Origin of the sequence: Hymenobacter psychrotolerans DSM 18569, from assembly GCF_900142395.1 — a bacterium.
GTDB lineage: Bacteria > Bacteroidota > Bacteroidia > Cytophagales > Hymenobacteraceae > Hymenobacter > Hymenobacter psychrotolerans.
On record NZ_FRAS01000030.1, the window covers coordinates 26,163 to 40,213 of the forward strand.

A 14,051-nucleotide genomic window follows, 5' to 3' on the forward strand; every position below is an offset into this window, starting at 1 on the left:
CGGAATAAGCCGGCTGCCGCGTTAGTAGCCGGCAGCCCGCCATTACTTTGCCATTCATCAGCCTATGCGCTTTACTACGTACTTCTACCTGCTGCTTTTGTCTGTTAGTGTGTTGCTTACAGGCACCGCGCCGGCGCTGGCGCAGCCCTGCACCGCCACTCCCGGCCAGCCGGCCTGCACCTTCGTAGCCGTAGACGTACTAACCAACCAAATAGTAGAGAAGCTGTGCGTAGGCCGCACGGTGCGGTTTGATTTGTGCGCGGGCAGGCGGCCACTCGTGTATTTTTATCAGGTGCTACCGGGCTCCGGAGCGTATCCCAGCCCCTGCGGACCCGGCCTGCAGCCCTCCCCTTTCACCTATACACCTACTGCGGCCGGCCCTATCACAGTTACGGAAAACGGCCAGAACAGTAGCCCTGGCGGCACGTCCACCATTTACTTCCGCGAATTCCAGGTCTACGACAACCCGGTGCCGGCCTTCACGGTTGCGGCCTGTTCACCGGGCTTTGTGCAGGTAACGCTGCCGGGCGGGCCCTACGACAGCTACAGCGTGCAGATTGGCAGCAGCACGCTACCCGCCGCCCGCAACCAGACCCTCACCTACCCGGTACCGGCCGGGGCAGCCAGCATCACAGTAGCGGGAGTCTACGCCGATAACTCGCTGTGTACCCGCTCTGCCACGCAGCCTCTGCTCCAGCTGGCGGCGACGGGGCCGCTGACAATCCAGAACATCACGCTACAAGGCACCACCGCCCAGCTCACCGTTGAGCCACTGACGGCCGGCTACCGCTACAGCGTAGAGCGGGCCGATTTTGCCACGCCCGCCACGTTCCAGCCTGTTGCCTCTGCCGTTCCGGTGGGGCTTACCGGCTTCACGGTGCCGAATGCGCTGCCCGGCCTCTACCGCCTGCGGCGCACCGACGACTGCCAGCAGGCCCAGGCCGTTTCCGACCCGGTCAGCACCCTGACGCTGGCCGTGCTGGCCGCCGAGCGTCGCAATGAGCTGACGTGGCAGCTGGGCCTTGACCCGACCAGCTACGTGCTGACGCGTACGCCGCCCCTTGCCTCGGTCGTTACGCTGGCCCCATCAGCCCGCACCTATACCGATACGTCCGTGGCCTGCGGCATCAGCTACACCTACCGCCTCACGGCCCGCTATCCGGCTGGCGTCACCTCCGTTTCCACTGAAACTACTGTGCGCGCCACGGCCACGCAGGCCCCACCAACCCCGCAGCTGCTGGCCACTTTTGATGAGCGAAACCGCGTGGTGCTGACGGCTTCGGTAGCCCGTTTTGCCGCTACCGGCCAGCTCACGTATCTGCGCGGCACGGTTCCGGTCGGGACTATGGCCGCCCGCACCCTGCGCGACTCGCTACCGACCTATACGCCGGCGGCCGCGCCCTGCTACCAGGTTCGGTTTGAGGACGACTGCGCCAACCGTTCCGCTGCTAGTGCGCCCTTCTGCCCGGCCGTGCTGGCCGCTGAGCTGGCCGACAACCGGGGCTCGTCGGTTCGCCTGCAATGGTCGCAGCTGCGCGGCGCACCGGTGGGCCCCGACTCACTTCGCTACCGCCTGCTGGTGCTGAACCCTGACAACTCGGTGCGCACTACCCTGGCCGTCAGCTCGCGTGGCTCCTACCTCGACCTGCTCCCTCCCACCGACCTGCAGACCGTACGCTACCGGCTGGAGGTAACCGGCGCCGGCCTGCCGGCACCCAGCTATTCCAATATTGCCAGCGTGGTGCGTCGCCTCGAAGCTTACCTGCCCACGGCCTTTACTCCCAACGGCGACGGCCTGAACGATGTATTGGAGGTGAAGGGCCGCTTTCTGAAAACCTACACGCTCACGGTAGTAGACCGCAACGGGCAGGAAGTTTTCCGGGGCACCGACCGTACTCAGGCCTGGGATGGCCGCATCCGCAACGAGAAGCCGGTGCAGGGCTCCTACGTCTGGCGGTTTGAGGCCCTCGACGAAGCCGGCAAAACCGTGGTGCAACATGGCACCGTCACGATTCTGCAGTAGTGCCCGCAGCTTTCGGCGCAGGTCCGGCCCGGCGGTTTTTCCGTAGGTACCGGCTAAACTGGTTTCTATGAAATTTCATCTGCTGGCCCTCACGGGCAGCCTGCTGCTGACTGCGCCGGCCGCTCCGGCACCGGCGGCAGCCCTGCTGGGTTCCAAGCCTGTTGGCACTGCTCCCGACCACCGCATCTTTGATGCGCTTCTCAAAAAGCACGTTGATAGGCGCGGGCGGGTCAGCTACAAGGGCTTTCTGGCTGATCAGCGGGAGTTGAACCGGTATCTGGAATTGCTGAGCCAACACCCTCCCACGGCAGAATGGAGCAGGAAAGACCAGATGGCCTTCTGGATCAACGCCTACAATGCCTACACGATTCGCCTGATTCTGGACCATTATCCGGTGCAGAGTATCAAGGACATTGGCTCAAAAATCCAGATTCCGCTCGTGACGACTCCATGGGCGGCCCGGTTTTTCCGAATCGGCGGCGAGAAGATGAGCCTCGACGACATCGAGCACGGTACGCTTCGCAAGCACTACAACGACCCGCGTGTTCATTTTGCCTTGGTGTGTGCTTCCGTTTCCTGCCCGCCCCTCCGCAACGAAGCCTACACGGCTGCCAGGCTGGAGCAGCAGCTGGAGCAGCAGGGCAGGCTTTTCCTGAACGACCCAACCAAAAACCGCATTGCCAGGGCCGGCGCACAGCTTTCCCGCTATTTCGACTGGTACAAGGGCGACTGGAACCAGAATGGGCAGTCGGTGGTGAAATGGGTGAACCGGTATTCCGCCACCAGGCTTGAGCCCGGCGCCACCATCACGTTTCTGGACTACGACTGGCGCCTCAATGAGCAGTAGCAACGCGAACCGCGGCGCAGCAGCCGGCACGCTTACTGGCTAGTTCAGCCGGAAGTTTTTCAGGCTTTTGGGCAGCAGCGGGTGCCGGTCGAGCAGCAGAGCCCGGTAGATAGCCAGGGTGAAGAGCAGCAGCAAAGCTATTTTCAGGTTGCTGAGCAGCGTGGCATTGCCCTCAATTATGTGGGAACTGTTGGAAAGCTCCTGCCCAACACGCAGCTGAATCTGATTGAGGCGGGCGAGGTCTGCGTGGATACCGTCGAACTGCCGGAACAGCTCACGCTCCTTTTCTGCCGACACCAAGCCGGCCTCGGTCAGCATTTGGGTTTCCAGCGCGTTGTAGCGCGCCACACGAGCCCGAAACGAATCAAAGACCCGGGCTTCATCGGCTACCAGATACGTTTCGCGGTAGCGGTTCATCAGGTCCGTAATTTCGGCGTTATGGGCCAGCAGCTCCTGCCGCAGCGCGCCTCCCCGCTCCAGCACTGGGTTAGCGAGGTAGCTTTCCAGCAGGTGCCGCTTGGCATACATCTGGTCGTTGAGCTGAAACAGGCCCGTGGCCGGCAACAGCCGGTCCTGGTACAGCGACGAGACGGAGGTATTCATGTTTTGCATCAGGTGCTTTTCCAACACGCTGCTGCCCAGCATGCCCAGTATGACTACCAGGAACAAGAATGCCGGCTTAGCTTTATAGTGAATTCGGGACAGGAAACTCATGGGCGAGGTCAGGCTGAAGTGAACTACGATATAAAATAAGAAGAAAAGCTGAGAACCTCAGCACAAGCCGTCATACCTCTTCATTAAGTACTCACTAACTCCTCATTATAGTATATCAGGGCAGATAAGCCCCGCGGCCTACCTCACTTGCGCGTTGCTCTATGTCAGGTAGCTCGCGGCCGCTGCAATACGGTGACAGACAGCGCGGAGAACAGGTAAAACCGGAGCAACATACGTAGCGCGTCGGGCCTCTACCGCTCGGAGCTGTACTGGCAGTAGGAAATGAGGCCGCTGAGATTATTCTGATTAAGGTCCGGTAGGTGCTCCTGAACGGCGCGCGTGGCCTGCTCCGTACTCAGCTCTCCGTCGCGCACGTCATAAAACCGGCTCATTGCCCAGCGGGTTTCCTCTTTTATCCGGCTTACTACCAGTTGGGCGTCTGCGGCTGACAAGGTTGGAATAGCGGCTTGCAGCCTTGTCATTAGCTGCGGAACATCACCAGTAAAGTGGCGTAGCCATAATTCCCAAGCCTGATTGTACAGGTCAGGTTGCCGGGCTTCCGACGCCGAAGCAGGCTGCGCAAACATTCCCCTAAGCAACTGCCTGATATTCATATCGGTATTACTTAGCGGGGACCGTGGCAAACTTGCTTTGCTTCACAATCTTGATTTCAGTCACCTTTCCTGCCTTTTGCAGGGCCTGCAACTCCGACTGCTCCACCGTGACCCAGATGCTGGACACAGGGTTGTACCGCGGCCCCTGCAGCACGGTTACCTGCCCCCTGGTTGCCTGAGCAAAACGCCTCGACAAGCGGGCCCATTGCGGACGCATAATGTCCCAGGGCACTTTAGAGCTGTTCAGCAGCGCCTGCTGGCCGTCCAGCCACTGCCCGCCTTTCGTCATTTCCAGCGAGGTCCGGCCATTCAGCCGCGCCCACTCTTTGGCCTCGTTGGCGCCTTCCTCCAAACCCGACCAGAAGGTTGCTCTGTTCGGAGGTGTTGTTACGTTTCGGAACGGAATCTGGGCGCGTACGCTGCTGTACCGGCCATAAGCCCCTAGCCCTTTAGGAATGCTGCCCGCGCTTCTCGTGATGGCGCGCACCGTAGTAAATTCGGCTCTGGCCAGCGTCACGCCGGCCTTGGCCCCGGCTCCGGCCCCTTTGGTGGTAAGCACGTCGCCGGCAACGCGGCCCACCAGCTGCCCCCACTGCCGGGCCTTCCAATGCGGCATTTCCTTGAACGTCTGGTCCAGCGCCATCACAATCTGCACCTGCCGCGGCGCAAACTGCGTGCCCAGCTTGCCATCCAGCCACTGCGCCGTACCGGCATGCTGCGGGCTCATCAGGCTCACGGCCACCATAGTAGTGCCCATCTCGGTCCAGGTTTTCACATCCCAGGCATCCTTGGTGACAAATCCCCAGGTGCTTTTCACCGACCCTACCAGGCCTTCGACCACGCCCTGGTTGTACTCGACGTAGGTTCTGGCCACCAGCGCACCTGTCCGTAGTACGCGCTGGCCGGTGCTGGGCGGAGCCACGGCGCGGGGCCGCTGACTGACCGGACGCGCGGCCGGAGCAGCCCGATTTGGCCGTGCCACCGCCACCCGGCCACTAACCGGACGAGACGGCGCTGCCGGCCGACTGGCAGGTCGATTTACCTGAACCCGGTTGCTGGCTGCGGGCTGTCGGCGGGGAGGCGGAGCATGCATACACAAATAGTGAAGGCGAGAAGAACAGCAGAATCGGAAGCTGCGTAAGACCGGGTATTAATTGACCCTGAGAACTGTAAGTTTCCAGAAATCTTATAAGTTTACTAAATGCCCGGGATATAGTTAGGGTGTCGTTAGTGAATGTCCAGTTTTTCTAACTCTCTTCGGATTCATGAGTCGTCAGGTTACATCCTCAGTGCAGTGTGCCGGCGCCGCGTTGGCCCCTTCTGCTGATATTCAACAGATATCTCTTACGCAAAGCCTGTTTTCGCACCACGAATTTCAAGTGGTGGTACCCTTCGACCGGGTAGAGGGCAGCAAGGCTTCCTTTTTCTCGCAGGCGCACAAGCGCCTGCTCGGCCAGCCCCTCACGCTGGCGGTTGAGGCCGATTCGTTTCACTTCAACCAAGGGCAGAAGCTTCTCTTCAAGGGCATCGTGACGCACCTGGAAGCGGGCAAGGACAATGACTTTGCCGGCAGCGTAGTGGCCCGTGGGTTCAGCCCCTGCTACCTGCTGGCCAGCGGCTCGAAGAAGCGCACGTTTGTAGCCAAGACCCTCGATGCCATTTTCAACGAGGTGCTGCAGCCGTACCCGGCCAACCTGCTGGCCCGCAAGATCAACCCGCAGCACAAGGCTCCCCTACCCTACGTGGTGCAATACCGCGAAACCAACTTTGAGTTTCTGAGCCGCCTGGCGGCTGAGTACGGCGAGTGGTTTTACTACGATGGCGAGGCCCTGCAACTCGGTACGCCGGCCAACAGCGAGGAAATTGAGTTTGTGGCCGATGGCGACTACAACAGTTTCAGCTTCGGCATGACGCTGTTGCCTACCAAGGCCAAAATGTACGAGTACAATTACCAGAAGCACCAACACTTCAAGAGTAGTACCAGCAGCCAGAGCCTGCCTAGCCTCCAGAACCATCCTTTTGGGGGCTTTGCTCTCAGCCAGGCCGAAAAGCTGTTTACCGACGAGGCTCACACCACTGCCGAAACTTGGATTGAGGGCAACAGCCAGCTTGATGAGGAAGCCAAGCTGCTCAAAGCCAACGCTGCCGCTAACCTGGTTACACTGCAGGGCTACAGCGACAACCCCAACATCCACCTGGGCAGCGTGCTCAACGTAAGTGGCGAAGGCATTGGGACGGAGCACCTGACGCCCGAGAGCTTCGGCAAGTACCGGGTGCTGGAAATCACGCACTTCATTGACGAGGTGGGCAACTACAGCAACCAGTTTTCGGCGGTGCCGCATGTGCTGGAGGTGCCCCCGCTCAACCCCCACTACGACGCGCCCCAGGGTCAGCCAGAACTGGCGGAAGTCATCAACGACAAAGACCCCGAGAAGCTAGGCCGCCTAAAGGTGCGCTACCACTGGCCCGTCGATAACCCGGCCCAGGCTGAAACCGACTGGGTACGCTTGCTAACGCCTTACTCCGGGAGTGGCAAAGGGCAGCTGTTCAAGCCCGAAGTAGGCTCGCAGGTGCTGGTTGACTACCAGGGTGGCCTAGCGGAACAGCCCTTCGTGCTGGGCAACCTGTTCCACGCCAACAACAAGCAAGGCGCTAAATACTCGCCCGATGGCAACCTGATGAAGGGCATTCAGACCTCGGGCGGCAACAAGTTTGTGATGCAGGACAAGGAGGGCCAGCAGAGCATCAACATTTCCAACTCCAACAACAAAGGCACCTCGCTCAACATCAACTTCAACGGCGACGGCAGCGTGAGCATCAGCACCAACGGCCCCATCAGCCTCACGGCTGGCGGCGATATTACCCTCAATGCGAAGAAGGATATCACGCTCACAGCCGGCAACAACATTACTATTACAGCTAAGAAGAATGTAGTAGTCACGGCTCAGGAAGAAGCCGTAGCCTTGGATGCCAAAATGGCGCTGGATATGGTAGCCGAAGATCTAACCGCCGATTTCCGCAACAACCTGACGATTAATGCCAGTGCCCAGGCTAAAATCAAGTCGCAGGATACCGATATTATTTAGGGGCTTGGTCGAATTAGTGGGTTACTTATAATCGTCGCTTATGCCGCATCCGCTCGAGTATATAACGACCGGAGCCCTGTTGCAATGCAGCGAGGGTACGGTGCCCATGCCATTCCAGACGACACCTCGCACCAGCAAGATTGCTGGGCTGCAGGCGGGCAATGCGCTGGACAAGGTGCCGCTGGTTAATATTCCCTCCTTTGTCATCTGCAAGAAGCTCACGCAGCAGGCCGGTGGTACCCCGGTGCCATGTACCCCGGCTCCCACTATGTGGCAGGACACTTACCCAGCCAAAGTAGGTGGCGCCGAAACGCTACTGTTCCGCTCCTGCATTAACTGCCCGCTAGGCCAGGGCAAGATTGAGTTTCTGACCTCGGGCCAATTGCCGGTGCCACCGGAGATGAGCCAGCAGATCAAGGAGACAAAAGAAGAAGCCGACGAGGCGCTGGAGCAGGCCGAAAAGGAAAAGAACTCCGTAGGCGAGGCCGGTCTGTTGGAAGGGATGATTCCGATCTGGGGTTCGGGCCGGGACCTGATCCACGCCGCGCAGACGGGCGACAAGCTGGGCGTGGCTATGAACGCAGCCTTCCTAGTGTGGGACGTAGCCTCGGTGGCAGCGGGAGTGCTGAGCTTCGGTACGGCCACGGCAGCCATGATGGGCGCCAAGGCCGGCGTGCGCACGGCCCTAAAAGCCGGCACCAAAGTCGCCGCCGGCATGGCTAAGAAAAAGATGGCCGCCGTGCTAGCCAAGAGTGCAGCCCTCAAGAACGGACTCAAGGCCGGTGTGCGCTCGTTCGCCGCCAAGATTCCGCGCATCTGCGTGACAGCCTGCTTCCCGGCCGGTACGCCCGTGGCCGTGGAGGGGGGCTACAAAAACATCGAGGATATTGTTGCCGGCGAATCGGTCTGGTCCTGGCACGAGGAAACGGGTGACCTGGCCCTCAAGCCCGTCGTGCACACCATGCAGCGCGAGTCAGATGCGCTGGTAGAGTTGCGCCTGGGCGCCGATATGGTGCAGGCCACGCCCGAGCACCCGTTCTGGGTGAATGGCGGCTGGAAGGCGGCCGGTGAGCTAGTGGTGGGCGACGCTGTGCTGCGCTCCGACGGGCTGACCATGCCCGTGAGTGAGGTCAGCCATTACACGGAGCAGCCCACCACGGTTTACAATTTCGAGGTCGCCGACTGGCACACCTACCTCGTCAGTTGGTGGATGTTCGTTGTGCATAATTCCGGGCCTTGTATCAAAGGGACAATCAAGAAAATAGCCAAGGCAGCCAAGAGCAAGAAAAAAGCCTTACTCTCTGCTCCCACCAAAGTAAAGAGTAAGAGGTTACAGTATTTAGGTAGAACTCCAGGGAAAAAATCTAGTACTGGTAAAGCAGTTATTAAACGAATGGAGGGAGAGAAGAAGATTAGAGAACTTACTGCTGGGAAGAAAGAAGTATTAGGACCAGATGGTAATTGGTATGAGATAGAAAAAACTGATATGGGCCACCTCGATGATGCAGTGAGTTGGTGGAATAGAGAAGGGAGACAGTATGGTGCGAAATCAAAAGAAGTAAGAGACTGGATGAAGGATCCTAAAAATTATGAACTTGAGCCTAGTAGCATAAATAGGAGCCGAGGTGCTCAGTTGACTGAAACTTACTTACCTCCTCTAAAATAACAAGATGAAGAAACAGGATGAAATGGATGACGCACTTTATCAAGAGATAATGTTGCATTGTAAAGAGGGTGATGAGGCTGTTGAAGATGACGATTATGATCGTGCAATTCATGCTTTTCAGCAAGCGTTTGATTTAATTCCAGAGCCTTATCAGGAATGGGAAGCATCTACGTGGGTGCTGTTTTCGTTGGGTGAAGCACAATTTTTTAACGAAGACTATGCAGCCGCAAAAGAATCACTAACTGCCGTTATGCATTGCCCAGATGCTATTGGAAACCCACTTATTCACTTGCGCCTCGGCCAGGTCCAGTATGAAATGGGTAACTTTGCTAAAGCAAAAGATGAATTAATGCGCGCTTATATGGGGCAGGGCGAAGAAATATTTGAAGGGGAAGATGAGAAGTACTTTACCTTCTTAAAACAGGAAGTAGCATTATAAATTTTTCTTGGTGTTTATCACTAAAAAGCCAGACTTCTACAGACGAGGTCTGGCTTTTTAGTGACAAAGCAAGCGGTCTTCCCATTGCCTTAAAAAGCAGTTTAAGACATCTGGGCGGGTGAGCAGGTCTGGTCCTGGCACGAGGAAACGGGTGACCTGGCCCTCAAGCCCGTCGTGCACACCATGCAGCGCGAGTCAGATGCGCTGGTAGAGTTGCGCCTGGGCGCCGATATGGTGCAGGCCACGCCCGAGCACCCGTTTTGGGTGAACGGTGGTTGGAAGGTGGCCGGTGAGTTGGTAGTGGGCGACGCGGTGCTGCGCTCGGATGGACTGACCATGCCCGTGAGTGAGGTCAGCCATTACACGGAGCAGCCCACCACGGTTTACAACTTCGAGGTGGCCGACTGGCACACCTACCTCGTCAGCTGGTGGATGTTTGTTGTACATAACGCCACCATTTGTCTAAGAAAAATATCAGATGATCTGTACAAAAAGCTTAGAAAAAAGACTCCTAGCATCAAAATACGTAAGGATGTAAATAAAAAATTCAAAAAAGGTATGAAGGACCCAGCATTACCGGGTCTAACAGTTGAGAAGAAGCTGCATGCCGATCATATAGTGCCAATGGATCAAATATCTCGAATGGATGGGTTCGAGAAATTAACCAAGGAGCAGCAGATTGCAGTGCTAAATCACGAAAAAAACTTTGTTGGCCTTAGCGAAACTGCCAATACATCTAAAGCTCCTAAGTCTTTTCAGGAATGGACAGAGTATAAAAAGAGGGGCATCAAAGTAGATGATAAGTTCAGGAAGAAGATGATAGCCAAGAGTAAAGTATTAGAGAAGGACATTCAGAAGCGTATCGATGATTTAGTTAAAGCTAATTCTCTTCCTCCAACACCTTAACTTCCCCGGCTACACCCCAGCAATTAAAAACACAATGGATAAGAATCTTTCGGCACTCGAAAAGAATTTAGGTCGCTTTTCTGTCTTGGATAAATTGCCAGAAAATTTATTGGTTCCTGCAGAGTGGCAGCCTTTGATCGGGCGCTCTGATAAAGAGAAAGTGAAGCACATTACTTCGCTGTGGGATAAATACTACCACACAGAGTTCAGCGCCCTTCTAGGGATATTTCAAAAACGCCTTAACACGGTCCACCTAATTGAACTAGAGAATAAACCCGCTCTACTGTATATTTTTAAAAACCCCCAAGGCGAGTATTTGCACTATGTGGGGCATGCGCCTTTGCTATCGGGACAATTGCCAGCAACCACTGAGAATTTGCCTTGGCCTGCTAAGTTTTTGGAGTTCTACAAAACTATCCATAATGGCTGGTACGAAGTGGAATCACATGCTTTAGGGCTATTTCCTATAGACGAGTTTTTCTGGCTGTCGGAACAGGAGTGGGGAGTACTGGATGAAATAGAAATCGATTTTTCTCTCGACAAGGTTTTAGCTGTTTTTTCTAACAGTGCTGGGGGGTACCTGTGCTGGAACTTCAACACCACGGAGCCATCGGGTTTAGTCTGGTGGGATGATGAAGAACCCGATATGGCGGATTTTTGGGATATTTTAGATGAGTGGTCCGCAATGGGGATAGAGGAGTATTAGGGTGTAATAATTTATAGATAGGGGCCTATCTGTAAACTAACTGCGACGTGGCCTCGGTGGCGGCGGGGGTGCTGAGCTTCGGCACGGCCACGGCGGCCATGATGGGGGCCAAGGCCGGCGTGCGCACCGCCCTGAAAGCCGGCACCAAAGTCGCTGCAGGCATGGCCAAGAAGCAAATGGCCGAACTAGCAGCCAAGGCGGTGGCGCTCAAAGGTGGGCTCAAAGCGCTGAAGCCCTTCGGTAAAAAAGCCGTGAAAGAATGCGTAACGGCCTGCTTCGCTGCTGGTACGCCCGTGGCTGTGGCTGATGATTACCGCAACATTGAGGATATTCAAGTCGGTGACTTAGTTTGGGCCTGGGAGCAAGACCAGCAGAACTTAGCCCTCAAGCCCGTTATCTCAATCAGTCAACATGAGGCGCATGCTCTAGTAGAAGTGCATGTAGGCGATGAAGTTATTCGCACCACGCCAGAGCACCCCTTTTTGCTCAACACCCAGGAGTGGAAACAAGCCGGACAACTGGAAGTCGGTGACGAATTGCTACGCTCGGACCAAGTCAGTATGACCGTTCGGGAAGTCGTTCATCAAACCGAGCATCCCACTACTGTATACAACTTTGAGGTGGCCGACTGGCATACCTATTTAGTAGGCCACTGGATGCTCATCGTCCATAATGGGCCCTGTGATGATATTGCTAAGCTTGTACAAGAAGCTGCTGATGCAGCTAAAAAGGCTGGCCCTAACAAGGTCGGCATTGTACTTGATGACGCGGCCAAAGTCCGTAATAAGGGTCCATTTAGCACAGCTAATTTTGCTAAGGAAGGTGCTGGAAGCGCGGATGAATTGACCAAAAATATGCAGAAAGCAATGGGAGTGCGAAAGCCTCCTGGTCATGCGGCACACCATATGGTCATGAAGAAGCCGCGTACTAAATGGACTGATAAAAGAGCCAAAAAGGCCGTTACTGAGTCACAGGAAATTTTAAAACGTAATAATATAGGCATTGATAACGCCAACAATGGCGTTTATCTACCTCATAAAAAGGCTGCTTTAGAATCGCCTACTAGAGTAGCTAGCAAGCACAGTACCATCCATAATGGCAAGTATGCCATTCACGTAAGAGACCGACTAAAAGAAGCTGAGAAGCTTGGAGGTAAAGACCAAGTTCTCAAAGAACTTGAAGCGTTACGTTCCGAAATGGAAACCGGCATATTTAAAGGACACTTGTAAGAGCGAAAAATGCAGATCTACAAATTCATAGAAGATTCTGATCATTACAGCGTCCCATTTGATTGGGATGACGATGACAACAATATTGATTACGTAAGTCACATCGTGGACACGTACTTCGATAAACACCAGCGGGTCGGTGACAACTGGCACCCTCCCTTCTTTGGTGTAATCGATCCACGCGTGAAGGTGGGCGACCTGGGTACGTTAGCGGGAAGTGAGCGTATTGTTTTTAGTCAGCGAGCTGTGGACGTATTGCAACCACTACTGGGGGATAGTGTAGAGTTGCTCCCCTACCCAACGGAGGTAGGTACCTACTATCTCGTTAACGTATTGGACGTGGGCAATTACTTAGATCGAAAACAGACAAAGTGCAGGGAAATACTATCCAATGGATTATGTGCTGGTATCAGCGAATTTGTATTTCGGGCAGATTTGGTGAAAGGAAAACCCATCTTTAGAATACCAGATAGTCCAGTGTTTAGATACGTTTCCGACGAATTTATCGCTGCCTGCCGTAAGCACAAACTGACAGGCATCGATTTGGAAGAAGGAAACAAAGTCTGGGATTCGGCAACTCCGGCTGGATGATGGAAGTATATCCATTGGTCCAAGCTGTGCGCCTGCCCCGGGGTACCGTTGAGGCTGTTGTGCCTTCACTAGTGCACCAAGGCAAAGTGTACGCTTATGAAGTCGCCGTCACTCTTTCCAAGGGCCCCACTCTGCGCCTCGACGCACGCCAGTTTCCACTTGAAGTACCAACGTTGGCAGGGCAATCCGGGGAGATGCTTATCTATCTAACAGAATTTGGTGACCTCGATCTGGAACCAGTTGGCGCAGCGCACACGCTAGGCCGTTACCTAGGGTCCCAACTCAGCGCTGTTTTCTTTCCAGACTTACTAGCGCGTTACCGCCTCCTCGAACTGGAGCTAGGCGAGGACTATGAGAACATACCGGGCTTTCAGGACGACTATGACCGCATCTCAACTGCTTACCATCCGCTTGGTTTCCCAATCGAGCCTTACGAAGCCTTGCCTTTATTGTACACTGATTTTGGGGTGCTAGCCCTTGGCGTACGGGCCTTGGAGCAACTGGAAGCTATAGCTCAAGTAGGCGACCAAGTGTTCTTCAGCGCAACGAGTTTTAGCCTCGTTTCTTTCAAAGAATTGCCGCCATTACATTAAGGGTACGTAGTATGTGATGCACAATTGAAGGCGTAGCCCTGAACGCAGCCTTTTTGGTGTGGGACGTAGCCTCGGTGGCGGCGGGGGTACTGAGCTTCGGCACGGCCACGGCCGCCATGATGGGGGCCAAGGCCGGGGTGCGCACGGCACTTAAGGCGGGCACCGAGGTGGCTGCTGGTATGGCCAAGAAAAAGATGGCCGCCGTGCTAGCCAAAAGTGCGGCGCTCAAGAACGGGCTCAAAGCCGGCGTGCGCTCGTTCGCCGCCAAGATTCCGCGCATCTGTGTGACAGCCTGTTTCCCGGCCGGGACCCCCGTGGCCGTGGAGGGGGGCTACAAAAACATCGAGGATATCGTTGCCGGCGAGTTGGTCTGGTCCTGGCACGAAGAGACGGGTGAGGTGGTCTAGCTAAGCCGGACACAATTGGGACGTGGTTTGAAGATGGGTTTCGAAGTGGTTGGGCGAGTGATAGCCGAGGGCAGAATGTCGGCGTTCGGCGTTGTAATAGGCAATATGGTGGCTGATTTCGAGCTTGGCTTCGGCCAGGCCGGGGAAGCTGCCGCCGTCGAGCAGTTCGGCTTTGAAGCGGCTCCAAAACGATTCGGCGTGCGCGTTGTCGTAGCAGTTGCCGCGCCGGC

General features: G+C 55.8%; 15 protein-coding genes. 11 read left to right on the top strand and 4 right to left on the bottom strand.

Translation table 11 applies throughout. The features are described from left to right. Window positions 1-64: 64 nt before the first annotated feature. Both BUE15_RS18955 and BUE15_RS18960 read left to right on the top strand, forming a co-directional pair. Window positions 65-2,023, top strand: a complete 1,959-nt coding sequence (locus BUE15_RS18955) for a T9SS type B sorting domain-containing protein (protein WP_073288484.1) — start codon at window positions 65-67, stop codon at window positions 2,021-2,023. A 67-nt stretch (window positions 2,024-2,090) separates the two neighbouring features. Next, complete coding sequence (locus BUE15_RS18960) at window positions 2,091-2,870, top strand: DUF547 domain-containing protein (protein ID WP_084549185.1); 780 nt, start codon at window positions 2,091-2,093, stop codon at window positions 2,868-2,870. Window positions 2,871-2,909: 39 nt separating this feature from the next. Here BUE15_RS18960 and BUE15_RS18965 read toward each other — a convergent pair whose 3' ends face one another. The 3 genes from BUE15_RS18965 to BUE15_RS18975 all read right to left on the bottom strand — a co-directional run bounded on the left by BUE15_RS18965 (window position 2,910) and on the right by BUE15_RS18975 (window position 5,120). After that, the gene (locus tag BUE15_RS18965) at window positions 2,910-3,584 is read right to left on the bottom strand and encodes an MCP four helix bundle domain-containing protein (RefSeq protein ID WP_073288486.1); all 675 of its coding nucleotides are present in this window, start codon (window positions 3,582-3,584) and stop codon (window positions 2,910-2,912) included. A 251-nt stretch (window positions 3,585-3,835) separates the two neighbouring features. After that, on the bottom strand, window positions 3,836-4,036 hold the full coding sequence (locus BUE15_RS21785; RefSeq protein WP_139252430.1) for a hypothetical protein: 201 nt from the start codon (window positions 4,034-4,036) through the stop codon (window positions 3,836-3,838). A 169-nt stretch (window positions 4,037-4,205) separates the two neighbouring features. After that, window positions 4,206-5,120 carry a hypothetical protein gene (locus tag BUE15_RS18975; protein ID WP_073288489.1) on the bottom strand — a complete coding sequence of 305 codons (915 nt, stop codon included), beginning with the start codon at window positions 5,118-5,120 and terminating at the stop codon, window positions 4,206-4,208. 343 nt (window positions 5,121-5,463) lie between these two features. Here BUE15_RS18975 and BUE15_RS18980 point away from each other — a divergent pair, with 343 nt between their 5' ends. The 9 genes from BUE15_RS18980 (at window position 5,464) to BUE15_RS19035 (ending at window position 13,821) form a co-directional block, all read left to right on the top strand. After that, entirely contained in the window at window positions 5,464-7,284 is a 1,821-nt protein-coding gene (locus BUE15_RS18980; RefSeq protein WP_084549186.1) for a type VI secretion system Vgr family protein, read from the top strand. A gap of 40 nt (window positions 7,285-7,324) precedes the next feature. Continuing rightward, a complete protein-coding gene (locus BUE15_RS21395; RefSeq protein ID WP_084549187.1) occupies window positions 7,325-8,950 on the top strand; it encodes a polymorphic toxin-type HINT domain-containing protein in 1,626 nt (541 codons plus the stop codon). Between the two features lie 4 nt (window positions 8,951-8,954). Then, complete coding sequence (locus BUE15_RS19000; RefSeq protein ID WP_073288493.1) at window positions 8,955-9,389, top strand: tetratricopeptide repeat protein; 435 nt, start codon at window positions 8,955-8,957, stop codon at window positions 9,387-9,389. A 108-nt stretch (window positions 9,390-9,497) separates the two neighbouring features. Then, a complete protein-coding gene (locus BUE15_RS22225; RefSeq protein WP_262987472.1) occupies window positions 9,498-10,295 on the top strand; it encodes an HINT domain-containing protein in 798 nt (265 codons plus the stop codon). Between the two features lie 34 nt (window positions 10,296-10,329). Beyond that, the gene (locus BUE15_RS19015) at window positions 10,330-11,001 is read left to right on the top strand and encodes an SMI1/KNR4 family protein (RefSeq protein WP_139252431.1); all 672 of its coding nucleotides are present in this window, start codon (window positions 10,330-10,332) and stop codon (window positions 10,999-11,001) included. Between the two features lie 47 nt (window positions 11,002-11,048). Beyond that, entirely contained in the window at window positions 11,049-12,230 is a 1,182-nt protein-coding gene (locus BUE15_RS19020; protein ID WP_073288497.1) for a polymorphic toxin-type HINT domain-containing protein, read from the top strand. A gap of 9 nt (window positions 12,231-12,239) precedes the next feature. Beyond that, window positions 12,240-12,821: an imm11 family protein gene (locus tag BUE15_RS19025; RefSeq protein WP_073288498.1), complete on the top strand. Its 582-nt coding sequence runs from the start codon at window positions 12,240-12,242 to the stop codon at window positions 12,819-12,821. Next, window positions 12,818-13,414: a hypothetical protein gene (locus tag BUE15_RS19030; RefSeq protein ID WP_073288500.1), complete on the top strand. Its 597-nt coding sequence runs from the start codon at window positions 12,818-12,820 to the stop codon at window positions 13,412-13,414. Before BUE15_RS19025 ends, BUE15_RS19030 begins: the two co-directional genes overlap by 4 nt. Window positions 13,415-13,470: 56 nt before the next feature. Continuing rightward, on the top strand, window positions 13,471-13,821 hold the full coding sequence (locus BUE15_RS19035) for a Hint domain-containing protein (RefSeq protein ID WP_073288502.1): 351 nt from the start codon (window positions 13,471-13,473) through the stop codon (window positions 13,819-13,821). Here the strand turns inward: BUE15_RS19035 and BUE15_RS19040 are convergent. Then, a partial coding sequence (locus BUE15_RS19040; protein ID WP_139252432.1) for an integrase core domain-containing protein occupies window positions 13,822-14,051 on the bottom strand: 230 nt, incomplete at its 5' end. It lies immediately after the preceding gene.